Below are 25,004 nucleotides of genomic sequence, written 5' to 3' on the forward strand. Positions count from 1 at the left end.
AAGAAGGAAAATTCATTCAAAATATATATCTTTAAAAATGCAAACAAATACTCGGTACGTGAAATTCTCGCAGTTCATTGAAAGCAATAAAGAAGAAATTGTTATGGAATGGGTGAAATATGCTCAGGACAATATAAGTCTTGTTAACAAACTGCAGTTGGAGGAGGTTCAGGATCATCTTAATGATATGCTTGACAGGATAGTACAAGACATGGAGACAAAACAAAACGCTGCGGAACAGGAAGTAAAATCAAAAGGTAATAAAACTTTGCAGGTTAGTGAAACCATAGCTTCTATTCTCCATGGTGAACAACGGGCAGACATCGGTTTTACTATTAAGGAATTATGTTCCGAGTTCAGAGCTCTTAGGGCCAGTATATTAAGACTGTGGGAAGTAAAACGTAAGACAGAAAAACTGGAAACTGATTTTCAAGAAATGATTCGTTTTAATGAGGCCATTGACGAATTATGGATGTTATCTATAGAGCGCTTTGAATATAAAATCGATGAAAGTAAAAATTGGTTTATAGGTATCTTAGGACATGATTTGCGCAATCCCCTTTTTACTATTTCAGGCATACAGTCGATCCTCAAGCTATCCAAGAATTTATCAGAAAAGGAAAGGTCCTTGGTTGAACGTCTGAGTTCTAGTGTAAAGCGTATGTCAGAATTGACAGACAATCTTCTGGAATTAACAAACTTGAGATTGGGAACTGGAATGACAGTGAATAAATCTACTGTTGATCTTTCTACTCAAAGTGAGAAGATAGTTCAAGAAATGCAATTGGGTTATCCTGAAGCCAACATTGTCTTTGAGTCTACAGGCTCGATACAGGGGGAATGGGACGCTCTACGCCTCGATCAATTAGTGACGAATTTAATTACTAATGCCCTGCACCATGGAAAACCAGGAGGCCCTGTCATAGTAAAAACTTCCGCTAAAGGCAATGAGGCGTATTTTGAAGTTCACAATGAAGGACTGCCAGTTCCGGAGAAAATTAGAGACATGATGACAACAGGGAAGGTTACTAAGACCGAGGGAGATCCTACACGAAAAAACAGTCATGGTCTTGGTTTATTTATCGTGCAGCAAATAGTAAATAAACATAAGGGAAAAATAAAAATAAGAAGCACTGCAGAAAGCGGTACGACTTTTACAATTATTCTTCCAAGACAGCATTGAAATAAATTAAGATTAGTTAACCGTACATCTTATAGCCGTTGCAACTTGCAACGGCTTTTTTATGCCTTAAACTTTCCTAAACCTTTTAAACTTTAAAAAAATTTCCTGTAAATCCGATAAGAGAATTAATTAGTTCTTAAAGCTGCAAGATTGTAGATAAGTCTCTCAGTTCCTTCCCAAACCTTAAACCGCAACCTTTTTCTTCCCCACTTTAGCAGCCTGAGAGCTAAACAAAAGTTCATTGCATTTTGATTAATGGCTAACAAAACAGGAATATCTACAGCTTTAAAGCGCGATCTGAAAGATGGGAAAGAGTACAGTAAACTTATCCCACGTGTAAGATGCGAGCGCACCAATTTAGGTGAGGGCGATACTTTTCACACTGTAGATGCTATGCGGGACTGGATTAATAAATTCAGGTTCCAAACAGAAAAACTTGCTCCTAAACTTGTTGGCCGGGATTTGAAGGAAACAGTAGATAATATCTACAACTTCCTTTACAGTCATATCCAGTATGAAGCAGACGGGGCTTTACAACAGTTGAGAAGCCCCGCCTGTACCTGGATGCAAAGATCCTCCGGGGTTGATTGTAAAAGCTTTAGTGTATTTGCAAGTTCAATTCTTTCCAATCTGGGAATAAAACACGCTATCCGGCAGGTCCGGCAGCCTTATTTCTACCCCGAAGAATTTACGCACGTGTATGTTGTAGTCCCAAAAAATCAAAATAGCAGCAGTAATAAAAACGCAACGTTCGTCCTGGATGCCACGAAGCACCGGAATGTAGAAGGTAGTTATATCGAAAAAGTAGATCTTAATATGAATCTAAAACACATTGGACTGAATGCACCGCAGGACGAGCGCACACAGCGAATAATAGAGAATTTTGATAAGTTTTGTGCCTTTCTTCTTCAAAAAGGAGTACCCGTTGAGTCAGTGAATGATATCCGCGACCGCGTAAGTACATTTACTGCTAAAGGAAAAGATCCTGATATTAAGATCGTCCCCGAAGGTCTTACTGTTCAGGGTCTTACTTTTCCTCTTGAATTAAGAGAATATGTTCCCTTTTTGGCTATACAACAGGCTTTTGGAGGGCCTAAAGGATTAGGTTTTGCTTCCGCTTTTGGCCGTTCGGGATTAGGTTTCAGTTTCGGTGATGCTTTCTCTAAGCTCTCCAGTGGATCTTTCACAGGTGGATCTACAGGGGGGAATCAGACAGCAGGAATAGTAGATGCAGGTATGGAATTAGCTGCAGGTGCAATTCCTTTCGGAAACATCATTAAAGGCCTTTTAGATAACCTGGATCTTTCCGGAAACATTAGCAACGTGCTAAAATATGGTCTTTCTTCCTGGGGAGCTTCAACTACTCCTGAAAAGAAAAAAGCACAATTTGGCGAAATGGTCTATCCCTGGTTACAAAAGGAGCTTTCCGCAACCACTATGGATAACGTAGCCGAAAAAATGACAGCTATCGATATTATGCTAAGAGGTAACGCCGCTTTTGCAAAGGGACTTCTTCATAATCACTCAAGGGCAAAATCTACAAGATTGGCAAACGATTGGGCTACTAAAGAATATACCAGGCTTGCAAATGAAACTCTGGAAGGTTTCAATAAGAAGTTCCAGGAAATAGGTGTTCGCGTAACAAAGAGGCAGGTAGATGCCAAATCCTCTGAAGTTAACAGGTATCCTATCACAAACTTGATCAAAGCCGGCCACGACCTGAAAAAGGACCGGTATTGGGATCAAACCCAATTCTACGTGTACAGTGTAGATAAGTCAAGCCTTAAAAACTGGAATAATAGCCTGCAACAGCAAGCCAACGGCTCAACCGGTAATGGATCTGTAGGCAATCTCAAACCTGAAAAAGAATCAAGTAATACAGGGTTAATTGTTGGAGGTATAGCCGCCGCAGCCCTGCCTTTATTCTTTATGATCAAAAATAAAAAGTAATGGTCTGGTATCAGAGGTTAATCAGTCGTATTGAAGTTGCCGGTAACGGTATGGTTGCGGAGTTTTTGAGATCCACCGTTGAAACCGGATTATTTTCAAAAGCACCTAATATCAACGCCCTTGATGCTTCAATCCCTGGTGACGTTTCGGAGTGGTTCGCTTCAAGCTTCAAGCCATGGTTTATGAAAGTAACCCTAAATCTTGGGGTGCTGGCAAACCAGGAAATTCTTACTTCTCAGGCTTTCATCAATACAGTAAACCAGGTAGTAGAATCCCTGAATGTGGCCCGGTCCTATTACGCAAAGGAAGCAGATTTTTCCATGATCACTTCCCTGGAGAATGCAGCCCGGTTAAAAGCTCAAATGTGCGAAGAAGCAGCTTCAGCAGTTTTCACCGCCTATGAAAAAGCCCTGGCACAGTTTGGTCTGGTCCCGCAGTACGGTATGGCAATAACAGAATCTTCCTCTTTCGATGGTTCAACGCCGGAGGTTTTCAAGTGGAAAAAAATAACTGAAGCGTATCACAAAAAAATTATTGACGTGAATAAAGAAGGAACAGAAAACCAGGAACAGCAACAAAAAACATCACATATTCCGCAGTATTTACCCTGGGTATTTACAGCAGCTTTCGGATTGATCGCCTGGAGTGCTGCAGCGAAAAAGCAATAAAAACAACGGCAAAGCAACGCAATTTTTAATCAGTAATCTTTTAAACAATTAATTATGAAGTTCGGTAAAATTACAGCCGCAAATGTTAGCCACGATGCCCTCTCTCTGGGTGGTGCGCTTGCCGGTGGAGCTTTGTCCGGAGGTATTATGACTTTCGTACCTGAAAAGCAGGCTTTGCTTGCTAAAGGAGGTATGGCAGCAGTAGGCCTTTTGGGTGCAGCTTCATTGAAAGGAAAAACCAGTGCTGAAAACCTGGTAAAATTTGCCCTTTTAGGTATTGGAATCCGTCAAGGATCTGAATTGATCAAGCATTTTGCAGGTCGGCAAATCACTATTAACGAAACATCAACTGCAGCTAACAAGTTTGTTGGTGGTATGGTTGGTCTTGCCTGTCCTTGTGACCACGTGCCTGCCCTTGCAAGCCCGGTAATCAATTTCCCTGCATTAAGAAGCGCAGACCCTTATCAAGTACAAGCTTCTTACCAGGAAGAAGAAACTGCCTCATCAGCAGTATTTATGTAACCGGTCCAACAAAATCATCATCAATCATTATTCAATCAAAAAACAACAGTAAAAAATGAACTCAATCGCAAACCGTTCAAAAATTCTTGCTGCCTTTCAATTCCTGGTAGCTATATCTACAGCTTTTTCTTCTGAATTAGCAAGTTTAATTAAGCCTGGTATGGGTCGCGAGATCGAAGCCGGTCTTAAACCTACAGTAGTTTACGTCCGTAGAAATGCAACTAACGCTTCAAGTCGTTGGGCAATCATTGACGAGAACACTACCAAAGTAGATGGTGTTTCTACAATATCAAAAACTTCTCTTCCGAAGAACGAAGCAGTAGTATTTGATAAGATCGCTCTTGGGTTCGCTAAAGGAACTGCAGAAGGTCAGGAAGGAGCTTTGGACTACTCCAGTACAAAACTTCCGGCAGCCCTGAGAAACGCGGATCTTGTAATCATTCAAAATGGAAGGGAAGTAGTTTCTATTCCTGTAGCTGAACTTGGTAAGCAAGTTTCTCCTGCAGCCAACGAGGACTACTACCACGATCTTGAATCTTTCCAATACCTGGTTGACGATCAGCCAATGCAATGGGATCTACGTTTTCCTGCAGGTCAAGCTCTGTCCCCTGCTGCAGCCGGCGATGTTAACTACATCGAGGTAAGACTGAAAGGTTTCAAAACTCAAAGAAAGCAGAAGTAATCTTAAAATTTGGTGAGTTAATTAGTTAAAAAAAGCCCTACCTGCTTGGCTGGGTAGGGCTTTTTTTATCCCGATTCCTACCTAAAAAATTCCACAAATGAGAAAAGTACACTGGAAAACCTTACGGGTAGTATTGCCTGTAGGTGAAACCAACGCAAATAAAGATCTATTCCTGGATAAAGGAGAAAGAATTGTTACTGCAGTAGCAGTAAACCAAGATCCAGGGCAGCTTGTTAGCCTGGGATTATTTGAAGGCAATCAGGAAGTATCAACGCCAATGAATGTTGACTTCTGGAAAAGGAGTAACGCCGGCCAGTACCTGGACGGATTTAAGCCTATTGAATTTACCGGGGGTAGTACCATCACTGCCAGGATCACAACTTCTAAAGCTTTGGCTACCGCCACAGATCTTGAGGTAGAAATTGTATTCGGAATTATACAAGAAGATAAGCAATGCTAAAAGCAACCCTGGGCTATAAAAAGATCACCGAGGATCAGGACAACTTCAGCCTTAAAGGAATGATCGAACCGACGTTCTACAATTTCGGAGCTGAAACTGTATGGGTCCTGCATTCCCCTGTTAAACCTGGTGAAAGTTTCTTAGCCGGGGTTTCGCAAATGGTGATGGATAATGACGTAGTAATACGATTTGAAGGAAACGATAAAAGAGGCCGGAACCTCATGGTTTATTATGGGGAACCGGTAAGCAACTGTTAAGACAATGGCAAAACCACAATTAAACGAACTATTCGAATGGTTGAAGAAAAGTGGTGCAAATCGCTTTGAGATTTACGATGTAGATCGCAACCGAACTATTGAAAAATGCGCCGGTTATGAAGATCTGACTGCCGGAGGTAAAACCCTGGAACAATATTTCATAGATCTATTGGATAAGGGAGTAAAAACTATACAGCTTGTCAAAAAGCGCAAAAATGGATCAACATATATTCGTGAAGGTTGTGGCTTAAATTATAGTCTTTCAACGGGTGCTGAAGATAACGTTGCTGCCAGTGGTCAGTCTGCTTCAAGCAGGCCGGCCACGCCGCAACAATATAATTCACCCGGTCTCATGGGTGCCCCTTCAAGTTTCGGTCTTGGCTTCCCGGAAATTATGAGTATGCGCAGTGATGCCGATCGCTTTAGGGAAACAAAGAGCGAAAACAGCGAGCTTAAATCAAAATTAGAACGCCTGGAGGCAGAAAACCGGAAACTGGAAACAGAATGCCTTACCTACAAGATAGGGGCTGACAGCAAACCTTCTGCAGTAGATAAGTTGGTAGAAGCTTTGGCAGCTAATCCTTCAGTCATTCCTTCTATGATCCAGTCTTTTAAAGGTGGCCCGCCTAACCCTGGATTAAACTCACCGCAGCAGCCGCAATTGAGCGACACTAAATCCCAGGTAGTAGATACGATTTCTAATCCTGGAATATCTGATGATCACGTTGCAGCAGCTTACTATGTCTTAATAGAGGCCGTAAAAGGCAACCAGGACTTTATGAATCAATATCATTCACTTTTAATCAAACACAATATAATTTCTGATGGCAGCGACAGTAATAGTGACAAAATCTAATAAGGCTGAAGAAGCCAAAATGTCAAAGGCCCTTCAATTTATGGCGAACAATTTGTCTTTACAGGAAATAGGCCGCCTTGAGGAAATGGCAAGAAGTAAGAAAGCCAGGGCAATGCTCAATGAGAACTGGGAATTGCTCAAAACCATGATCTAACATTATGATCCCCTTAGCAATAGCATCTATGGCAATATCATCTATACCTTTGGTCAGCAACACCAAATCTGCAGTAGCAAAATATGCTATACCCGTCCTGGCAATTACAGCAGTTGGAGGGGTAACCTATGTTGGTTATAAGTACCTAAAGCAAAACGAACTTCCAGAGCTACGCACAAACCCAAGCTTCCCGGCAAGTAAGTTAACCGATGTACAGGCCCAAGCTATTGCCGAAAGACTTTACGTTGCAATGAAAAGTGTAGGGACTGATGAAGCTGCGATAAGATCTGCTTTAACTAATCTGTCTGAAAATGATTTTGTAAAGGTTTACAAGGCCTTTGGCAAAAGACAATATTCCCTTACCTGGGGAAATATGGGAGATCCATTGACAAGCAGCAAGCACCACTTGATTACCTGGTTGCAAAATGAATTGTCTTCTTCAGATCTGAAGGAGATCCAAAAAATAGTCCCCAACCTTTTAACTGTTTCAGTGTAATGATGGAAATTAGAACTTTATCAAGCCGGCCCCTGGTAAAACCTGTTTTGGACCCAAATTACACCAGGCAAACAATTACAACTACCAGACAGCCGATATATAGAACAACTTCAGCCCCGGCACCTACAACCAAAATCACCAAAAACGTAAGGGTTTTGGATGATCAGGGAACTCCGATACCAGGTGCACATGTCTATTTTAATCAAAATACCGGTACTACTACCAACTTTAACGGCCAGGCCAGTATTTCTTCCACAGATCCAAACAAGAAGGTTTATATCACTTTTGTTGGTTTTGAGGCGCAGGGCTTCAGACTTGCAGATCTTCCTGCAACTGTAACAATGAAAGCCGGAGAAACTTTGAAGGAGGTAGTTATAACAGCCCCATCAGGAAGAAAAACAGATAGCAAGGTGCCAAAATATCTTTTCCCCGCAATTGGAGGAATTGCCTTGCTTGCTATTCTTATGTCGATGGCCGGAGGGAAAGGATCAACACCTAAAAAGGTTACTCTGTAATGGCTGATTTCTATTCATATTTGCCGCTTCTGCAGCAGGTCGAAGGAGGCTTTCAGAAACTTTCTAAGGATCGCGGAAATTATAATTCACGCGGAGAATTAGCTGGTACCAATTACGGCATTTCTGCCCGTTGGTACGAATCTGTTTTAGGTCGGCCCCCGGTGGAGGCAGATATGAGAGCTATAACCAAGAGCCAGGCTCAAGAATTATTCAAAAAATATTTTTGGAATGCCCAGGGAGGAAACTTGATCAATAACCAGGCAGTTGCCAACACGATTATAGATCACGAAATAAACGCCGGAAACGGGGTTTTAATAGCTCAACGTATCCTAAACCGTTACTTCGGTTTCAGGCTTTCTGAAGATGATGTAATTGGCCCTAAAACTTTAGCTGCAGTAAACAGTGTAGATCCTGCTGGATTTATTGAAAAATACAACGAGGCCAGGGCAGCACATTACCGTAGTCTTAATTCCGGTTTTTTAAACGTTTGGCTTAACCGATTAAAAAAATTTGCCGGCGCACCTGAAGCCGGTATTTCCATGTTAGCAGTTGTCACCGTTGCAGTTGCGGGCTTTTTGATTTACTACCAAATAAAAAACTAAACTATGCCAGGGTTAATTATCGATAAAGTTGGAGGGGGAAGTAATATTGCATTACAGAATATATACAAGGAAGGGGACTATAATTTTCTAAAAGCCCTGAAGGATGAAGGGAAGCTTTTGCCAGGGCAAAAATACCTGCTTAAAGGCTATCAGACCAAATATTTAATTGCTGGAAGCGACACTTCTTCAATTATTGAAGAATCTCATGTTGACGAGCTTCTTTACAACTACTACCATCACTTTGCCAGTGGAATAAGTTACCCGGATCTCACGAGCGGGGATAAATTCACAATCACTTGGCTGCCGGAAACCTATACCGGGAACAGAAAAGTTGGGGATAGTTTTGTTATTCAGACAGCTTACGAAGGTGGATATTTTACAGTACCGGGACTTCCTTTGGTTATGGGAATGAAGGTAAGTTACCAGGCTTCATTTTATAAAAATGAATATGTACACGAAAAAACAATCCGGGAGCGATTCTACCGGGATCTTACCGGAACTATCACAGCAACCGCAGACAGCGATGTAATTGCCGGAGAGGGAACAATATTCATGCAGGAGCTTCAGCCAGGGGACCGGATCAGCTACTTTGTGGATGCCGGGTACCGATGGGACCGAGTAATACAGAGCATTGAAAGCGATACGTCTTTAACGATTACGCAGGTAGTTGCCCCGGAGGATATTGCTACCGGAGTTACTTTTGAAAAGTTGACTTTTGGAAAGGTTATTATGCAGCCTGGAGGTCTTTTAAATACCGATGTTTACGATGGTACGCCTTATTCCGGCATGACTGCAGCCGAAAACCAGGCACCGCCGGTAGAGGATCTCATTTTAACTGCCCTTACAGAAAATGAATTTTCCAGGGAAGCGGAGAGCGCGACTTTTATAGGGGACCAGGTAGAATATCTTATTGATGAGACTCAGATCTTTGATAGATCCAGTAGATTAGTGGCTACCAGACCAGGCCTTGTAATTTACCGGGAGAATAAAAAGCTGAAGATCCGGGCAGATAAAGACTGGAGAGCGCAAAGGTATAGAAGATTCAGGATGAATGACGATCACTGGAGCCGGATAGACTACAGGAATAAGGATCTTTATAAGCTTGCCAGTGAAGCTAAAGACGGTGGATCTGCTCATACTTATTACGTTGGAGGGATTAGTGGGCTTAGTAAAAAGGAGCATAAAAGATTTATGTTCAGGGATATTCAAAACGGCTTCAGTCTTATGGATTTCACCCTAAAAGGCGAACAACCAAATCCTTTTACCAGTGGTTACGAGGCTTCAAATTATGGTTATTATCCTTCCGATGATCCAAACAAGCGCGATTATTACCAGTATAATTTGCTTGCCGGGCAAACTCATGGATCTTATTTTCAATACGACTTACTGCTAAACTTCAATGAAATTGAGGTTAAAGACTATACCATTATTCCGCTTGATGAAAACCACAATCCTAAACCGGTAGTTACCAGGTTTAAAGTGGATCACTTAGAGAATACCATTTTTCTTGATCATGGAAAAGGCCAGGGAGAGAGCAATAAAATTGATATTGACTGCAACCACATTACAAACAGTGTATTCTTTACAGGAGGCAGGATCAGCGCAAAAACCGGTACGATAAACAAGGTTACTTCCCTGGAGGATTTTGATATAGAAAACGCCGGAGAAATTGATGATCTCCTGAATTTTGCCAGTTTAAATATTTTAAATCATGGTAAATTAAAATCCGTACAGTTCGGTGGAGCTTACAGCTACCCGGTAAATTTTGTAGCCCAGGTTTCTATGTCTTTCAGCGCAAATAGCATTGTAGTAAACAGTGTTTTTGGTTTCGGACACGCGATTGCCTGGACACAGGTAGTTGACACCTTCTGTAAAGACGTGCTTTTCAGATATTTTTCATTTGGAAATAACATACTCAAACTCAACGGCTGCTTTTTCACTGTAGCAAACACCGAGGACCACGATTTCTTAGGAAATGGATATTATCAAAAATCCGCTACGACAGGCTGCAAGTTAGACTTTCATCCTGGTTGGTATAGGAGGACCGGCCTGCAATATTGGCTGCAGGGGGCGATCCGGGATAGGGAGATTAAAACCAAAAATTCTGACAAGACTTTGTACTACGAAACTATTTCCTCTACCGGAGTAAAGGCAATTATTTCTATCGGACCGGACGGTACCGAAACAGAGCAAACGATCACTCAGGGTAATATCAGGATTAAAGATCTTGTTTTAGAAGCCGCCAACTGGAAGCAAAATGTTGACACCGGAAAATGGGAATACCTAATAGAAAATGAACTCATATCAGCTTCCAGTGAAGTAAAGTTTATTCCAACCACAGGAAGCCTAGATGCTGTTTTCGCTGCGGAAATAAGCCCCTTTACCCCTGCCGTTGCAGGAGGAATACTCATATCTGCAAACATACAACCTACTGCAGAAATCCTTGTTGACCTTTTAATATCACCGGTACAAGATGTATAGTTTACTGTTAATGAATAACTCCTTTGCTCCTTCTGGTTAATTACCAGCAGTATCAAAATAAATTTTGAATCAATTTTAATCTAATACAATATCTAAATGAACAAATTCCTGAAAATAGTAGAGAACACTACCTGGTACATTCAGCTCCTTTACGGCGCGATCTTGGCCGTATTCTTTGGAGCTATCACCTTATTTTGCGGGTTTAGTCTTTTTTGGACCCTTCTTCAGATAGCACTTATTGCTACAATGCGCGAACATTACAACGAGCATTTAGATAACCGGTTTAACTGGAGGAACTTTTTTCTTCTCCTGGTGCCAATTATCCTGGCGAGCTACCTGTATTAATCAAATCATCAATCATCAACGCATCACAAAATGAAAAGATTTTTAACCCTTTTTTTCGTCCTACTTCTGGCCGCAACATCAACGGCCCAGGATCAGGAATTTTCAGCCCAGGAAAAAGCAGATCTGCAGGCTTACGCTAATCATTTAGGGAGTATCAGAGATCAGAACTTTCCAGGTGCAAGACAAATGCACGTTTTTAAAGTTGGTCCTCTGGATCATATAGATACCCATAATGATCCGGTCCTGGAGGATCTACTTGACAGCTTTTATAATGGTGCGCGATTTGCCCAGGCTAATTATGCCGCGAAGCTGCAGAAGCTTCAGAAAGTAGTTTATATAGATGCAGATCCCTATTTCTTAGGTGAAGTTTCTAAAGATGGCAGCTCTATCTACTTAAACTCAAATCTAAAGAACTTTAAAAATCTTAACTGGATCATTTTTCACCGGCAGATGGGGAAGCTTTACGGAATGAAGGAAATTAAAACCGGCCATGAGATCATGTCCAGCCATTGGGAAATAGATGTAAAGCATGAAGATATCGCTGAAGCCCGCAGATCCCGCCCGCATGACAGGAAAGCTTTTTTTGATGCCCTGGCAGAAGAAAACCCGTCAAAAAAGAAAATTTAACCCTGTAAAAGCCCAGGCCTATGAACTTACCTCTTTTCCAAAGTTTTTCAGATGCTACTAATCTACTCTCTATTGAGAATGTATCGGTTATAGGCTTGTTACTGGCTTTCTGCGCTTACCAAGTATGGCAAAACAAACTTTCCAAGGACGATTTTAAAATCCAGGTTGAACGCCTGGAGGCTGAAATTAAGCTGAAAGACGATAAGATTGATCAAATAATTGAGGAACACAGGAAAGATCTAAAAGATTCTTCTAAGGATGCAGTAGAGATGGTCAACCGCTATCACATATTTGTTGAGCAATTAGGCACCCTTACGAGAAATGGCAGATCACACCACTAAACCCGATTACAGCGAAAAGTATAGGAGGCAGCGCGTAAAGATCAAGGCCTTATTAAGTCAGATTGACGAAAGAAGGGACCTTGTTTTTAGGCAATTCCAGGAAACACAACCGGTCCAATGATCAAAATAACAGTAGAGCGAGTATTAATCCTATTTCTCCTTGTAATTCTTGCCTTAAGGAGTTGTACCGGATCTGCTACAGGTAATTGCGATCCAACGCCCGCAGAAGTGGAGATTAAGAGGGAGATCATTACTACTATTGATTCTATTTCCAATACTACGGTAAAGGATCAGGAGCCGGAAAAGATACCGATAATTGAAACACCGGACCGTATAGAACGTGTTGAAGATCCCCTGAAGCTTCCGGCCAAAAAACGCCGAGAAGTAAAGGAGGTTTATCGATATCTTGACACTACCAGGTTAAACGGAGCCATCATATTCAGTGAAATCCTTTCCGAAGGTCGAATTTTAGAAACCAATTTGGTTGCTGAAGTTGATCACCAGGAAACCACACTTACAAAAACAGTTATAGTCAAGCCTGAAGGATTTTATATTTCTCCAGGCTTAGACTATTCCCCCCTTGGAGGCCTGGAAGCTGTTGAAACAACAATAACGTACTTAAAAGGCAATTTTGGCGGCAGTATAGGCCCTTATTACAATTTTAGAAACATTCCCTTCATTCCAGGAGTACGGGCATACGATACCGGCTCCCTGGGATTGAAAATTAAAATCCATATTAAATTATGAATATCAAAACAATTCTAGGTGTTGCTGCAGTAACTGCAGTAGGTAGTACACTTTTTGGAAGCAACAAAATAAGTAAATACCGGTCCCTAATGGAAAACCTTGAATTTGAAGTCAAGGGAGCCAGAAATATTAAGCTGAAGAACGGAATTGTTTCTGTTGATGTTGATTTAGCCGTTATCAACCCCACCTCAATAGCAATTGATATTCCAGGAAATAATCTTGTAATAAAAAAGATTCATTTATTCAGTCCTTCCGGGCAGAGAATAGGAATTGCAGAGCCTAACATTTCAGATATAAATGTACCGGCCAATGGCACCAGGAAGATCACCAATATACCTGCAAAGATTTCCCTGGTCACGATTGGGAACAACTTTTCCGAAGTTTTAAACATTATGTCTAACCCGAAAGAAAACCTGGTAATTGAAACTGAAGTTTCTGTTTTCGGGAAATCCTTCACCGTATAAAGATCCCCAATGACAGTAATAGAGAAATACAACGCCCTGGATGGGCGAACCGTTACCCGCGAAGAATTACAGCAGATAGCACAGCTCGGAAAGGAGCAGGAAGTTTTTGAGGTTCACGAAAGAATCAAGGTCGTACTGGAGGCAAACGATGATGATACTTTTGAGATCAATATTTCAAAGCCTGTTGGTCTTAATGCTGCCCGGCATACTGGAGCCGCAAGAATTGCTTTAGATGAATGTGGCCGCTTGAAAAAAGGCTACAAGTACCAGAACGGGAAGATTGTCAAGATTCAGAGGAAAAAGAAAAAAGCCGTCACCAAAAGAAAGCCTGCAAACAAAAAAAGCACCAGAAAAAAAACAAATTCCGGAGCCCAGAAAAGACCGAAAGAAAATTCTGAAAAAGAGAAGCTTAGGAAGAAGGTTTTAGGGCTTAAAAATTTGCTTAAAAAAGACCTTCCGGTAATAACCAGAGGACTTAACGGTGCATACCTAGCGGATGGTCATGAGATCTTGACAGACGAGGAAATTGACCTTTTCGGAGAGGTAGAATACTTAAACGGACTTAATGCTGCAGCAAAAGATGTTGAAGCAATAGTAAACGAATTGATCCTGGAGAAGATCAAGACCGGGCAAGAACTACCACCCTGGAAACAAAGTTGGGCAAACAAGGCAGATATTCCCGCACAAAACTTTGTCACAAAGAAACCATATACCGGTAGTAATTCAGTAATCCTAAACGTCCTTTTAGGATCTGTTATGCCTACCCCTTACTACGTCACTTTCAACCAAGTTAAAGAGCTTGGCGGAAAGGTAAAGGAAGGTGCAAAATCGGTCCCGCTGGTTTATTACAACTTTGTACATTCCTTAAAAGATTTTTCAGACGAACCGGCAAAAGAAGCTCAATTGCTTAAAAAGATTGACGGTAGAATGATTAAGCGGAAAAGGCCAAAAAAGGATATAATCCTTTCAAAAGCGAATTATGCAGGCGTTGCTGTTTCTGAAGCGAATATCAAATATCTAGGATTAGATGATGATGAATACATTTCCAAAGGCTTTTTAAGGTACTACAGGGTATTCAACATTGCAGACACCACCGGTATTAAGTACGAGGTGCCAAAGGGTCAAAATAAGACCAAAAAAGAGCGCATTGATATAGCGGAAGCCATAGTAAAGAGCTTCAAAGATAAGCCGGAGATCCTAACAGATAATAAGAAAGCTTATTATAAACCGAAGGAGGATAAAATTTGGGTCCCGGAGATCCACGAATTTGATACTGCAGAAGAATACTACTCTACTCTTTTCCATGAATTGATACACTGTACACTTCACGAAAGCAGACTAAACCGGCAGAAAGATTATGAGAAAAAAGAGAACGAAGCTCAATATGCGTTTGAGGAATTGATTGCGGAGCTTGGTGCTTCTTATCTGTGCGGCCTGGCGGGAATATTAGAGGTGACACATATTAATCAGGCAAGCTACCTCAAAGGATGGTATGAGAAGTTAGTTAAGGCTGCAGGGAAAAATAGTGACTTCTTTTTATACGCCACAAGGGAAGCGCAAAAAGCCGTTGACTACATCATAAAAGATTATGATCCTGAAAAGTCGGAGCCTAAAAAAGAAACCAAAGGATCTACAGGGAAATATGATGAAAAAACAAAAGCCCTGGCAAAAGCCAAAGCCCTGAAATTGAAATTGAAACTAAAATTAAAAGCTTAATTCCCCCTGAAATGTATTTTACAGAAAACTTAGATAAGGAAGCATTATTATTAATCAAATCAGACAGTGATATTAAAGAATCTTACGAGGCTATTAAAATCCTTTCAGATGATTTTCAGACCAAACAGGAAGATGCCCTGGAACTGGATAACATGATTGCTTCCTGGCTACAGAAACAAACCAAAAAAACAAAAAAGGAAGCTAAGCCGAAGCCGCAGAAAACTTCAAAGCCACCAAAAAGCAAAACACCGAAGCCGCCAAAAGCACAGGAGCCAAAGGAACCTAAAAAACCAGGCAAAAAGAAGAAAGAGGATCTTATTAAAGAACTACTAGAGCAGTTGGGGGATGATCAACAGGTTTCCGCAGATCAGGTGGAGATCATTGTAAAAAACATTCTCAATAACCGGAAGATCTGTTTCGAAGATCTTTGCGAGGATCTTACAAAGGCTATCAGCGAAACCAGGAATGTAAAGGTGCATATCCCGAAGATGAATACCAACAGCTTCAAAGATGAAACACCTAATTTACTGAAGATCATAGATGATATTGTCCTCGGAAATAATGTTATGCTCATTGGAGGGGCCGGTACAGGTAAAACTTTTCTGGCTGAAAAAGTTGCTTCTGTCATGGGACTTGACGTGGAAGTAATCAACTGTAATCAATTTACATCCCCTATAGAAATCAACGGAGGGCAAACCATAGAAGGGTACCAGGAAGGAAAACTGATTAAAGCCTGGAGTACCGGAAAGCTCTTAATCCTGGACGAATTACCAAAGCTAGATCCAAACACGGCGGGAATCTTAAACGAAGCCCTGGCAAAAACTGCATTACCTGAAAATTCTTCAAGAGCATACATCACCAACACCAGGGGAGATCGTTTTAAAAAGAAACAAGGTTTTGGAGTAATTGCAACCGGTAATGTTTACCCAAACACTGAAAGCACTGCATACGGAGCCAACAACAAGCAGGATCTTTCCCTACTGGATCGTTTTGGAGGATCTGTTTACGAGATAGAAAAAAATCCTGATTTTGAAAAGAATGTTATCCTACCTAACCACCTGTTTATTTGGGCTGTGGCAGATTCCATAAGGACCCTGGTAGAAACTAACAAATGGGAAGCTCAGGTTTCTATAAGGTTTATGGAAACTTCTCTAAGATCTTACCTGGCTGAAATGGCCGCCATTAGAGATGGGGAGAAAAATATGGAGGACCGGAAAACCTATAAATCGGTAGTAGATAGCTTCTTGTGGACCTTTACAGAAGTACAGCAGGTAGAGATCAAGAGAGTAATTCAATATTCTAAGTATTTCAACAACTATCAATACAGGAATATTGATATTGATAAAAACCCACTTTAGCAATGGCTTTTGATTTTTTACCCGACCAACAGCCGCCGGAGCCAAAACCCAACACTGAAGAAGCCGCAGGGGGGCAATTTAGCGTTGGGAAAAACGTGTTTTATGACGACTATAAGCACCATTTGGATGCACACGCTTTATTTGAGACCCCACCCCAGGCTAAAAATTTCAAGCTACCATACAACTTTAACGAGGTAAAGGATTATTATTTCGATGAATATAATCTGAAAAATAAGATTAAAAATAATTTCTACGGGTCTGGCACTACCTTGGAGAAGCTAAAGGAAGGATATACTACATTCCAAGATCCGAAGTTGCTCAATGAAACGATAAACAAAATTGACAACGAGATACCGGCAGAAATGTTTTCAGCTATTGATAAGCCGAAAATGAAGATCAATGATCGTTTCGGCATGTTCAGCTTTGATTTGGCTTCAATGGCAATGACTTTCGTTTTTGATTATTACACCAGGAAAGGTGAGCAGGTAGATTCTTCTTTTGTGGAAAAAGATAAATCAACTTCCAGGTTTATTTTTCTGCCGACAAAAGAAGAAGTAGAGCAAAGAATCCGCCGCCGGGCGGACGGTACGCCAGTTGTGGTTTCATCTGTTCGCAATTCTCTTATAGATTTTGAAAAGGATTCAAAACAGGATAGATCTGTAGAGATCATGGTTTTTAATTCGTTTGCCGGAAGAGAAGATGCAGGCACCGTTATTTATAATTCTATGGCTTCTATTAGTGTTGCTAAGAACTTGCTTTTAAAAGGATTCCGGGTGAAGCTAACTTCTGTTTTGGTTGTCGCCGGAGCCGGTAAAAATTATTTTCATTTTGTCCCGGCCAAACGTTTTAATCAGCCCCTGGATATTAATGCTGCAGCTTATGTTTGTGGAGATCCACGTTTTTTCAGATACCAGGGATTTAAAATGATCTGCTCCGGTTATGACCGGGACGGAGAGAGGATTGTAGGAGGCCTTGGGACTATTTTAACCAACATCAAACCGTTATCTTTAACTATAGAAAAAGAGTATGTTTCTAATTCAGAATTAAAGCAGGCAGATACCAGGCTTTATTTTGGAGGATCAAGATCTTTAAGATCTGTAAACAGAGAGGTTAAACAAGCTATAGAAATTCTCAACAACAAATATGGCAATGAGAAAAATTAAAACAAACCACCCCTTTAGCAGAAAGCAACTGCAGACCTTAAACGAGGAATTAAGGAAAATTTCCAATGCGGAAATCGTTGCTTTACGTGGCCCTGGTATTCAAGGGAAAAGCAATGATTATATAGATATTAGGATCACGCATTCACCCTACTTATTGGATGTTTTTCTGTCTTATATGGATATTTCAAATCCGGACCGGCCTAAATCCAATATGATTAAAATTGACACCAAAGGAAACGTGGACCGGAGCGTAAGACAGACCATGAACTTTAACACACTGGCCGACCGGGTAAGCTTTTTTAATTCTCTTTTACCCGTTGAACTAACATATTAAATACATGATTTCAGTAAAAAAATTTTCTTCTGTAAAGAAGCGGGATCTACCTTCGAGGTACCAGGATCACTACAGCACTATTGAAAAAACTATTTCTTCCGGGCTTTACCTGGAGGATAAAGAAGTACAGAAGATTATAGATGCGCTGATCAACCAGGTAAACAATGAAATTAGAGCCAAGGAGCCAAAGAAAAAAAATCAGGTAAAGATCAAGGGATCTGAATCGGATGGATCTGTATTGAGCTATCCTATTTCCAGGATCAAAACGGATGAAAAGAGGTTTCAAAACCGAAGCCGGTTAAATGAAAATACTGTAAACAATATTGTTGACAACTACAGCCCTACACAATTAGATCCTCTTATTGTTTGGAAAGATCCAAAGACCGGCGAAACATTTTTACTGGCCGGCCATCACCGCCTGGAAGCTTTAAAACGCATGAAAAAGTCCAAAGGACCTGTAAAATTTGCGAACAAAGATTTCCCAACAGAAAAGGATGCTATTAAATACGCCCGCCAATTAAGTAATGCCAACCGTACCCTGGAGCAACCGCATGAGAGAGCGAAGATCTACCGTGAAATGCGCTTAGCCGGAGAGAGCAAAAAGGAGATCGAGAAAGCAGCGCAGATCGAAGGAAAAAACAAAAGCTATATCCTGAATCTTAGCTATCTGAACCCCAACGGCACCGTTGCTGAAGGTTTGACCAGGTTTGAAGGTGCAACAGACAAGGATAGTAGCGCAAAAGTGGAGAGGATTGCAGATTGGATCGGGCAGGCCCGCAGGCAAAATAATAAGCTTACCAACGCCCATGAATCTGAAATGTACAAGTTTCTGAATGATGCAGCCCAATCTAAGCGAGTTACCTCAAAAGCTGATTTCCTGCAGAAAGTTTCCAGTATTACCGGGGATATGTTCTACAATTACGAAGATCCTTTGAACCTGGCGAAGTTTAAATACCAAACAGAAGGGGAAAAGGTTTATGATGCTGAAGTAGAAGAATTAAAAGAAGCTATTGCGGCCAGGCAAGACAGTATTGACGAGATCAAGCAGCGTTTTGTGAATCCGAACAGCAAAAACTACATAAGCCCGGACGCCAAAGATTACCAACAGGCCAAGAATATTGCTGACGAAAAAATTTCCAGGTATAACGTGGAGATCCAGGAGCTTCAAAAGTTACTCCAGGAGCTTTACCAAAACAAAGGGAAATATGTAAACGCCGGAAGTAATCAAATCGGTTTGTTTGGAGCCTGGAAAAAGAAGCAGAAAAGCAGATCTACCGGTTTGGAAATGCCGGCTGCAGATCCAAGTGATTATTATCCTGCAGCACCAATATCAAAACCGGTAAAACAGCCCAACGGGGCCAAAAATCTTGCTGATGCCATGAACCTGGATAACCCGTCAGAGATTTTCCCGATTGCAGGCGAAATTGGCCGCTTTTTAGGCCAAGTTGAGAGAAAGCCGGTACATTCGGTAGTAACCACTCTCGACGCAGAGCAGGGAGCCGGCAAAACTCGTTTCTTATTTCAGGTAATGAACGAAATGGCCGCCGCCGGATTAAATTGTCTTTTTATCTCCCTGGAGGAACACCCTACAAGTAATCTTTTCAAAGACAAAGTAAGGCAGTATATAAATTCCGACAATCTAACTCGAATTTCAGTCTTAGATGAAGTTGACAGTTGGGGTAAAATAAGTCCAAACATTAATCGCGCAGACGTAATTTTTATAGACAGTTTTCAGAAGTTACCCCCTAACTTGGATCTTGACCAGGATATTAGAAAGGCATTTCACGGGAAATGGTTTTTTGTGATTTACCAACAGACCGGGACCAAGACTATGCGTGGTGGTAGTAGAGCCGCCTTTGATGGTGATCAAATCTTAAAAATAGAAAAAAATGATGATTATAGAGAGAACTTATTATATGCTAATAAGAACCGCTATAATGATGCTCCAGATTTAAAGCTAAATATTTTCACAGGGAAATTAGTTGGAAATAGCTATGAAGAAGTAGAAGAATTTGAAACGATGAATACCCCTCTGGCACATATTAGCAGTGGACAACTAATTGCAATTCCAATTCTGTAAAGCAGGACCTAATTTCTTAGGTCCTATTTAATCTCCCACGCATTTAATGGAGCTTTTAAGCATTGGCATTTTTATCCGTTTAATGTACTCTCCAAGGTTGTTTTAAATTCATTCTCATTTGCGTAATTGTAGAACGGTACTGCTGTGATCAAATACTTGTCTGTATGTATTTCGATGGTTTTTCTATCCGTTCTTATTTCTTCCAAAAAGTCTTCCTTCCACTTGTCTTTAGCGATAAAGCCGTTTCCTTTCGGTTCGATGAATACCTGAAAAGTCAATTGTTCGCCTTCTCTTTGTTTGCAAAATAGGAGAAAGTCAGGTTCAAATGCTCGTCCTTGCTGGTCGAAGATTTTTAATTCTCGCTCATTACGAATCAAGTAGATGTTCTCAAATTTTTGGTTGAGCCCTTTAAAGCGTCTGGAGAAGAGTTCTACAAACTGCTTTTCTTCAGATGTTCCGTAATTGGCATTGTAAACATACCAAGGTTCATTAGCTACCAGGTCTTCTTGACCATTGGCACGTTCATCGTATTTGTTCACTCTAATTTCTTTGTCCTGGAATACTTCGTGAACGGGTTTTTTGATGTAGTTAGAGCCTTCGTACTCGGTGGAACTATTTTTTATTTCAGATTCGATACTTTCCAACAATCCGCTGATGGCTTGCAGATAGTCAAAGTTGTCGATGTTCTTAATACTATCAGGTGTTCCACGGAAGGTCATCTCTAAACCTGCTAAATAATTTTCGCTTTCAATAAATTCAGATAGCGACTCAATGTTTGGAAATTTTCTTGTCAGATGATCAAAATGAAAAAATGGAAACTGGCTTAAAGCGTATCGAATTACATGTTTTGGAATATCAGCGAGTTTGACATCAATCGGTCTAATTGAAGTTTCTAATGAAGAAGAAGAATCGTTACTATCTCCAAAACCACGAGACATATCACCAACACCTGACGAAAGAGTATGTCGATGATTTTGTTTGGCTACTCCTAAGTCAGCGAATGATTTAACATTGTTAAAGCTCCGAGGCACTTTTTTATTAAAAAAAACATGACCGTCACGATAAAAATCAGTTTTCTTAAATTCTAACTTCAATGTGAGCTGCTTCTTAACCAAATTTTCATCATCTTCATAAATTCCTGAATTAATAAGAGCTTTCTTCAATTCAGAAATGTACTTACTGTCCTCTTTGGTGTGGTAATAGAGTTCTTCCAATGTTTTTAAATCATTGGAAATGTCATCATATTTTCGAGTAAATTTTTCCTGCTCGTCTTCAATGATAAAAGGAAAGTATCTTGCTCCACGACCAATCAATTGAGCTTCTGACAAAGTGGTTTTACCTGGATTTCCTGCCCGACCATCTCGACCCTCGTAGAGACGCACGATATCGAAAAGGTTGAGTACGTCCCATCCTTCATTAAGTTTTTGAACGGCAAATATAGCCCGAATAGGGTTGTTTTCATCTTCAAGCGTGTTCAGCAAGATTTGATTTTTCTCTGCTTCCTTATCGTTGTTTGCGCTCAGGCAGTTTTCTTCTCTGAAATTATATTGGATGCGTTTAACGATATCCGTAGTTGATATTCCTTTTTGTTTGAAGAACTCAAATGCCTCTTGAACTATGCTGACTGTGGATGTTTTCTGAATCTTCTCGATCTGTTCTTCTGAAAAACTTTCAATGAGCTTGTGGAAATTAGCCTTATTCTGTTCCGATTCTGCTATGGTTCTCTTGGCCTTAAACAGAATAACTGGTTTAAGATTGACATTATGGGAAGTGGCTAATTCTTGACGATAAAGGTTTAAAATTAAGGCTTGGATAATTCGCTCCTGTTCATCATAAAGTGAGCGAATCAGGTTGATTTCTTTGGAATACTTGTCAAGTCTGAACTGGGCTAGATCGTATTTGTAAATAACTTTATCCTGATACTTTTCTACAATCTTTTGGCTTTCGTAATCTAAGGTAGCCGTAAATTCCAAAAGGATGTTTTCATAATTCATCTGGTGAATTTTTTCCACCAAATCGCCCCAAACTTCTGCGTTGTTGTGATGAGCTTCATCGCCAATCAGAACCAATTTTCGGTCTTCAAAATCTTCAAAGCTTAATCCATTTTCCCGAACATTTAGCAGTAAGCCCGAAGTAAGCATCTGAATAGAAACGAACTTGATATTGATGTTGCGGTCATCGGCTTCATCAAAGTTGTCGATTTCTTTAATCAATACTTCCTTGCCGTCAATTACTATCTTGTCAGTGAAAAGGTATTTTGAAGCCTGCGGGTTGAGAAAGTTCTCTTTAGTCTTTTGAATGATATTGTTGCTATTGACAAAAAAAAGAAAGTTGCGATAGCCTTGCTCGTAAAGGTGCAATATTAAGCCTGCCATCACCATTGTTTTGCCGCTTCCTGTGGCCATGTTATACAATAAGTGTAACGGCTTTTTTGGCTTTTCGTCAAACTCTTCCTGGTCGGTGTATAAATAGCGTTTGAATGCTTCTTCCTGATAAGGACGAATACTATATTTCAAATTATCTCTGATTCCATTTGGAATAGGCACTTGTGCTAAAGCCTTTCTCGCAAATGGGTTGTTGAATATTTCATAGAGAAATGCCATTTGCTTAGTCTTTTATTTGGTAAAAATCTTTGGTTACCGCTTTTTCTTCATCCGTACATGCAAAGTCGTTATCATTAAGTGAAGAAAGATTTACGTAAAGCTGATTTAAATCAAGCAGCTTGAGCAAGAGCTGCTTCTGATTTTTGAGCGAATCTGCCTTGAATTCTTCTAAATGCTTTTCCTGTTCTTGAATATCCACGTTATAATTAAGGAAGCTTTTAGCTTTCATTTGCTCCCAAATGTCTAAAAGTTCTTCCGTGTTTTTGGATGCTTCAATTTTGTCTATGAAAGTTTGGTTATACTTTTTAAGTTCGAAGTAGACAAACGATCCGCCACCTTTCCAATCTACTGCCTTTGAAATTCCGCCTTGCTCTCCTTCGATGACCTTTTTCAGTCGTTCAACGGCAACATCTTCTATGTATTCCATTTGCTCGACACCTATATATTGACGGCCCATTTTATGAGCTACAGCCGCGGTCGTTCCGCTGCCAAGGTGATAATCTAAAACTATTTCTGATTCAATTGTAGCGATTTCTATAATTCTTTTGATTAATGCTTCAGCTTTAGGGAAGCTAAAAGCTCTATTGCCGAATAATGACTGGATTTCTTTTGTACCCTTGTTTGAAATAAATTCCGTCTCGAACCAAACAGTTTTTGGCATAGTGGTAGATGAGCGATACTTTTGATAAATTCTCACCACACCATCTGAACCTTTCCTAGCGGTCAGATACTTATTTGTTTCATTACCTGACTTCTCTTTTCCCCATCTCCAAACACTTTTATTTGAATTAATTGTGATCGGCCAAACTTCTGTTAATCCCTTATTAGACTTTATTGATAATTTGCATAAACCGTTTTTGTCTGGATTATCTAAGTCAACATAAAAGGGGTATCTTAAATTAGGCCGGTTGGTCGAGTTGAAAGCTTGAGTATTCTGATTTCTTAATTCCTTTAAGTCAAAACCACCAAATTCATCTTCGTAGGAGAAAGTTTTTCCTTCAATTTCCATTTGGAACATTTCAGTATCATTAATGTTCTTTGAGTAGAGGAGGATATACTCATGAGTCTTAGCTACATTTCCATATCTCCGTCCTTCGGTTTTGACAATTGTTGTGAGATTTGCTTGAAAGTTCTCATGTCCAAAAATTTCATCCATTAAAACTTTGAGGTACGCTTGTTCATTATCATCACATTGGATTAGAATGACACCATTGTCGCTTAACAAACTCTTTGCATTAACTAACCTGTTCTTCATAAAAGTTAGCCAAGCTGAATGATTGAAATTGTCATTGTATCTAAAACTATCACCACCCGTGTTATAAGGCGGATCGATATAAATCAACTTCACTTTACCCGCAAACTCTTCTTTGAGTGTATGCAAGGCTAAAAGGTTGTTACCTTTTATAATCAGGTTGTCGATTATAAAGCCGTCTTCGTCTCGGTTAAATTGTTTAAGTGGTTTTTCTCCATCTTTGTCAATTCGTTTGGAATTTGTTAAAACTTTAGGTTCAAGTAGATGGGTAATTTCATCCTGTGCTAAAACTTCATTGAAGAAAATTTCTTCACGGTTTTGTTCTTCACGGCTTTGTCCCCCTTCTAGAATGCAATCTTTAAACGGCCACACCAAAGCCACGTCGTTTCGTTGTTTCAGGTATTCCCCGTCAATGTTCAACCCAACTTTGTTTTTATATTGAGTGTAACTGTCTTTTAGATAGCTCTTTTGTTCCAAGAATTGGCTGAAAATATTTTGATTAAAAACCAAGATGTCTTTCACCTTCACAAAAAACTTTTCTTTCAAGTCGGCATTGTCGAGCAGCAAACCGATAAGTTCTTCATCAAAGTTCTGTGCCTTGTTTAATACTACCCATTTTTTCAACTCTCCGTCATCTGTTACGAAGTTGGGCTCTTTTTTTAGTTGCTGTTCAAGTGTTTCGTATAACTTCATTTATGATGTCTCAGTTTTTCTCGACAAATTTAACTCTTTCCTTCTGTTTCTTCGTCGTGCCCCAGCTAAAAACCAGGCTCTTTTGCTTGCGAAGCATCAGCCTAGTTGAGACAAGAAAATTTGCCTGTTTTCGCATGGATTTTTTAGCATATTGCACAACGTTTCTCAATTCATTGTTGCCAAGTATTTTAACCTCAAATCTTCGTGCTTTTTGTGTATTTTCTAACGGTTTTTATCAAAAGAAAGATAATATGGAGGAGAATTGCTACACCTAAGCAAGAGAATATGATTATTAAACCGACCTTTATGTCTTGGTCATATCGAATATACTTGGAAATGAGTGTTGCTACATAATTTCCTAATGATAAAAATAAGCTTATAATTAAATGGCGATTTAAGTTGCTTAAAGAATTTATATATGAAATAGCATTCGCTTTTCTTTGAGTAAGTATTAT

Annotated in this window: 25 protein-coding genes; 23 read left to right on the plus strand and 2 right to left on the minus strand. The window is 40.2% G+C overall.

The genetic code is table 11. The features are described from left to right. Nucleotides 1-58: 58 nt before the first annotated feature. The 23 genes from HC175_RS11485 (at nucleotide 59) to HC175_RS11595 (ending at nucleotide 20,001) form a co-directional block, all read left to right on the plus strand. Entirely contained in the window at nucleotides 59-1,183 is a 1,125-nt protein-coding gene (locus HC175_RS11485; RefSeq protein WP_168138646.1) for a sensor histidine kinase, read from the plus strand. A 255-nt stretch (nucleotides 1,184-1,438) separates the two neighbouring features. Next, nucleotides 1,439-3,133: a hypothetical protein gene (locus HC175_RS11490; protein WP_168138647.1), complete on the plus strand. Its 1,695-nt coding sequence runs from the start codon at nucleotides 1,439-1,441 to the stop codon at nucleotides 3,131-3,133. Beyond that, complete coding sequence (locus HC175_RS11495) at nucleotides 3,133-3,801, plus strand: hypothetical protein (RefSeq protein WP_168138648.1); 669 nt, start codon at nucleotides 3,133-3,135, stop codon at nucleotides 3,799-3,801. The genes HC175_RS11490 and HC175_RS11495 overlap by 1 nt, the downstream gene beginning before the upstream one ends. Before the next feature lie 54 nt (nucleotides 3,802-3,855). Next, nucleotides 3,856-4,323, plus strand: coding sequence for a hypothetical protein (locus HC175_RS11500; protein ID WP_168138649.1), 468 nt, complete (start codon nucleotides 3,856-3,858; stop codon nucleotides 4,321-4,323). A gap of 55 nt (nucleotides 4,324-4,378) precedes the next feature. After that, the gene (locus HC175_RS11505) at nucleotides 4,379-5,005 is read left to right on the plus strand and encodes a hypothetical protein (RefSeq protein ID WP_168138650.1); all 627 of its coding nucleotides are present in this window, start codon (nucleotides 4,379-4,381) and stop codon (nucleotides 5,003-5,005) included. A gap of 97 nt (nucleotides 5,006-5,102) precedes the next feature. Next, nucleotides 5,103-5,465: a hypothetical protein gene (locus tag HC175_RS11510; protein ID WP_168138651.1), complete on the plus strand. Its 363-nt coding sequence runs from the start codon at nucleotides 5,103-5,105 to the stop codon at nucleotides 5,463-5,465. Next, nucleotides 5,459-5,722: a hypothetical protein gene (locus HC175_RS11515; protein WP_168138652.1), complete on the plus strand. Its 264-nt coding sequence runs from the start codon at nucleotides 5,459-5,461 to the stop codon at nucleotides 5,720-5,722. Before HC175_RS11510 ends, HC175_RS11515 begins: the two co-directional genes overlap by 7 nt. Before the next feature lie 4 nt (nucleotides 5,723-5,726). Next, nucleotides 5,727-6,578: a coiled-coil domain-containing protein gene (locus tag HC175_RS11520; RefSeq protein ID WP_168138653.1), complete on the plus strand. Its 852-nt coding sequence runs from the start codon at nucleotides 5,727-5,729 to the stop codon at nucleotides 6,576-6,578. Continuing rightward, nucleotides 6,547-6,732 carry a hypothetical protein gene (locus HC175_RS11525; protein ID WP_168138654.1) on the plus strand — a complete coding sequence of 62 codons (186 nt, stop codon included), beginning with the start codon at nucleotides 6,547-6,549 and terminating at the stop codon, nucleotides 6,730-6,732. Before HC175_RS11520 ends, HC175_RS11525 begins: the two co-directional genes overlap by 32 nt. A gap of 4 nt (nucleotides 6,733-6,736) precedes the next feature. Further along, nucleotides 6,737-7,228, plus strand: a complete 492-nt coding sequence (locus HC175_RS11530; protein ID WP_168138655.1) for an annexin — start codon at nucleotides 6,737-6,739, stop codon at nucleotides 7,226-7,228. Further along, on the plus strand, nucleotides 7,228-7,743 hold the full coding sequence (locus HC175_RS11535) for a carboxypeptidase regulatory-like domain-containing protein (protein ID WP_168138656.1): 516 nt from the start codon (nucleotides 7,228-7,230) through the stop codon (nucleotides 7,741-7,743). Before HC175_RS11530 ends, HC175_RS11535 begins: the two co-directional genes overlap by 1 nt. Next, nucleotides 7,743-8,345 (plus strand): glycoside hydrolase family 108 protein, encoded by a 603-nt coding sequence (locus HC175_RS11540; RefSeq protein ID WP_168138657.1) that lies wholly within the window; start codon nucleotides 7,743-7,745, stop codon nucleotides 8,343-8,345. The genes HC175_RS11535 and HC175_RS11540 overlap by 1 nt, the downstream gene beginning before the upstream one ends. A 3-nt stretch (nucleotides 8,346-8,348) precedes the next feature. After that, entirely contained in the window at nucleotides 8,349-10,826 is a 2,478-nt protein-coding gene (locus HC175_RS11545) for a hypothetical protein (protein WP_168138658.1), read from the plus strand. A gap of 96 nt (nucleotides 10,827-10,922) precedes the next feature. After that, entirely contained in the window at nucleotides 10,923-11,171 is a 249-nt protein-coding gene (locus HC175_RS11550) for a hypothetical protein (RefSeq protein WP_168138659.1), read from the plus strand. 30 nt (nucleotides 11,172-11,201) lie between these two features. Next, complete coding sequence (locus HC175_RS11555) at nucleotides 11,202-11,798, plus strand: hypothetical protein (RefSeq protein ID WP_168138660.1); 597 nt, start codon at nucleotides 11,202-11,204, stop codon at nucleotides 11,796-11,798. Nucleotides 11,799-11,818: 20 nt separating this feature from the next. After that, the gene (locus HC175_RS11560) at nucleotides 11,819-12,139 is read left to right on the plus strand and encodes a hypothetical protein (protein WP_168138661.1); all 321 of its coding nucleotides are present in this window, start codon (nucleotides 11,819-11,821) and stop codon (nucleotides 12,137-12,139) included. Nucleotides 12,140-12,256: 117 nt separating this feature from the next. Next, nucleotides 12,257-12,886 carry a hypothetical protein gene (locus HC175_RS11565; RefSeq protein ID WP_168138662.1) on the plus strand — a complete coding sequence of 210 codons (630 nt, stop codon included), beginning with the start codon at nucleotides 12,257-12,259 and terminating at the stop codon, nucleotides 12,884-12,886. Continuing rightward, nucleotides 12,883-13,350, plus strand: a complete 468-nt coding sequence (locus tag HC175_RS11570) for a hypothetical protein (protein ID WP_168138663.1) — start codon at nucleotides 12,883-12,885, stop codon at nucleotides 13,348-13,350. Before HC175_RS11565 ends, HC175_RS11570 begins: the two co-directional genes overlap by 4 nt. 9 nt (nucleotides 13,351-13,359) lie before the next feature. Next, the gene (locus tag HC175_RS11575) at nucleotides 13,360-15,066 is read left to right on the plus strand and encodes an ArdC family protein (RefSeq protein ID WP_168138664.1); all 1,707 of its coding nucleotides are present in this window, start codon (nucleotides 13,360-13,362) and stop codon (nucleotides 15,064-15,066) included. Between the two features lie 11 nt (nucleotides 15,067-15,077). Beyond that, on the plus strand, nucleotides 15,078-16,424 hold the full coding sequence (locus HC175_RS11580) for an AAA family ATPase (RefSeq protein ID WP_168138665.1): 1,347 nt from the start codon (nucleotides 15,078-15,080) through the stop codon (nucleotides 16,422-16,424). Nucleotides 16,425-16,426: 2 nt separating this feature from the next. Then, a complete protein-coding gene (locus tag HC175_RS11585) occupies nucleotides 16,427-17,587 on the plus strand; it encodes a hypothetical protein (protein WP_168138666.1) in 1,161 nt (386 codons plus the stop codon). Beyond that, nucleotides 17,574-17,921 carry a hypothetical protein gene (locus HC175_RS11590; protein WP_168138667.1) on the plus strand — a complete coding sequence of 116 codons (348 nt, stop codon included), beginning with the start codon at nucleotides 17,574-17,576 and terminating at the stop codon, nucleotides 17,919-17,921. The genes HC175_RS11585 and HC175_RS11590 overlap by 14 nt, the downstream gene beginning before the upstream one ends. Nucleotides 17,922-17,925: 4 nt before the next feature. Then, nucleotides 17,926-20,001, plus strand: coding sequence for a ParB N-terminal domain-containing protein (locus tag HC175_RS11595; protein WP_168138668.1), 2,076 nt, complete (start codon nucleotides 17,926-17,928; stop codon nucleotides 19,999-20,001). A gap of 71 nt (nucleotides 20,002-20,072) precedes the next feature. On the opposite strand, the gene HC175_RS11600 is transcribed toward HC175_RS11595, so the two are convergent. Next, on the minus strand, nucleotides 20,073-22,604 hold the full coding sequence (locus HC175_RS11600) for a DEAD/DEAH box helicase family protein (RefSeq protein ID WP_168138669.1): 2,532 nt from the start codon (nucleotides 22,602-22,604) through the stop codon (nucleotides 20,073-20,075). 4 nt (nucleotides 22,605-22,608) lie between these two features. Beyond that, nucleotides 22,609-24,549, minus strand: a complete 1,941-nt coding sequence (locus HC175_RS11605; RefSeq protein WP_168138670.1) for a DNA methyltransferase — start codon at nucleotides 24,547-24,549, stop codon at nucleotides 22,609-22,611. Between the last annotated feature and the right edge of the window lie 455 nt (nucleotides 24,550-25,004).

The organism is Salinimicrobium oceani, from assembly GCF_012037645.1.

Bases quoted from the DNA above. Each gene is read 5' to 3' on its own strand.
- HC175_RS11515 (WP_168138652.1), top strand. From the start codon at position 5,459: ATGCTAAAAGCAACCCTGGGCTATAAAAAGATCACCGAGGATCAGGAC.
- HC175_RS11600 (WP_168138669.1), bottom strand. From the start codon at position 22,604: ATGGCATTTCTCTATGAAATATTCAACAACCCATTTGCGAGAAAGGCT.
- HC175_RS11495 (WP_168138648.1), top strand. From the start codon at position 3,133: ATGGTCTGGTATCAGAGGTTAATCAGTCGTATTGAAGTTGCCGGTAAC.
- HC175_RS11555 (WP_168138660.1), top strand. From the start codon at position 11,202: ATGAAAAGATTTTTAACCCTTTTTTTCGTCCTACTTCTGGCCGCAACA.
- HC175_RS11580 (WP_168138665.1), top strand. From the start codon at position 15,078: ATGTATTTTACAGAAAACTTAGATAAGGAAGCATTATTATTAATCAAA.
- HC175_RS11560 (WP_168138661.1), top strand. From the start codon at position 11,819: ATGAACTTACCTCTTTTCCAAAGTTTTTCAGATGCTACTAATCTACTC.
- HC175_RS11500 (WP_168138649.1), top strand. From the start codon at position 3,856: ATGAAGTTCGGTAAAATTACAGCCGCAAATGTTAGCCACGATGCCCTC.
- HC175_RS11520 (WP_168138653.1), top strand. From the start codon at position 5,727: ATGGCAAAACCACAATTAAACGAACTATTCGAATGGTTGAAGAAAAGT.
- HC175_RS11505 (WP_168138650.1), top strand. From the start codon at position 4,379: ATGAACTCAATCGCAAACCGTTCAAAAATTCTTGCTGCCTTTCAATTC.
- HC175_RS11540 (WP_168138657.1), top strand. From the start codon at position 7,743: ATGGCTGATTTCTATTCATATTTGCCGCTTCTGCAGCAGGTCGAAGGA.
- HC175_RS11565 (WP_168138662.1), top strand. From the start codon at position 12,257: ATGATCAAAATAACAGTAGAGCGAGTATTAATCCTATTTCTCCTTGTA.
- HC175_RS11535 (WP_168138656.1), top strand. From the start codon at position 7,228: ATGATGGAAATTAGAACTTTATCAAGCCGGCCCCTGGTAAAACCTGTT.
- HC175_RS11590 (WP_168138667.1), top strand. From the start codon at position 17,574: ATGAGAAAAATTAAAACAAACCACCCCTTTAGCAGAAAGCAACTGCAG.
- HC175_RS11570 (WP_168138663.1), top strand. From the start codon at position 12,883: ATGAATATCAAAACAATTCTAGGTGTTGCTGCAGTAACTGCAGTAGGT.
- HC175_RS11545 (WP_168138658.1), top strand. From the start codon at position 8,349: ATGCCAGGGTTAATTATCGATAAAGTTGGAGGGGGAAGTAATATTGCA.
- HC175_RS11550 (WP_168138659.1), top strand. From the start codon at position 10,923: ATGAACAAATTCCTGAAAATAGTAGAGAACACTACCTGGTACATTCAG.
- HC175_RS11490 (WP_168138647.1), top strand. From the start codon at position 1,439: ATGGCTAACAAAACAGGAATATCTACAGCTTTAAAGCGCGATCTGAAA.
- HC175_RS11525 (WP_168138654.1), top strand. From the start codon at position 6,547: ATGGCAGCGACAGTAATAGTGACAAAATCTAATAAGGCTGAAGAAGCC.
- HC175_RS11595 (WP_168138668.1), top strand. From the start codon at position 17,926: ATGATTTCAGTAAAAAAATTTTCTTCTGTAAAGAAGCGGGATCTACCT.
- HC175_RS11575 (WP_168138664.1), top strand. From the start codon at position 13,360: ATGACAGTAATAGAGAAATACAACGCCCTGGATGGGCGAACCGTTACC.
- HC175_RS11530 (WP_168138655.1), top strand. From the start codon at position 6,737: ATGATCCCCTTAGCAATAGCATCTATGGCAATATCATCTATACCTTTG.
- HC175_RS11605 (WP_168138670.1), bottom strand. From the start codon at position 24,549: ATGAAGTTATACGAAACACTTGAACAGCAACTAAAAAAAGAGCCCAAC.
- HC175_RS11510 (WP_168138651.1), top strand. From the start codon at position 5,103: ATGAGAAAAGTACACTGGAAAACCTTACGGGTAGTATTGCCTGTAGGT.
- HC175_RS11585 (WP_168138666.1), top strand. From the start codon at position 16,427: ATGGCTTTTGATTTTTTACCCGACCAACAGCCGCCGGAGCCAAAACCC.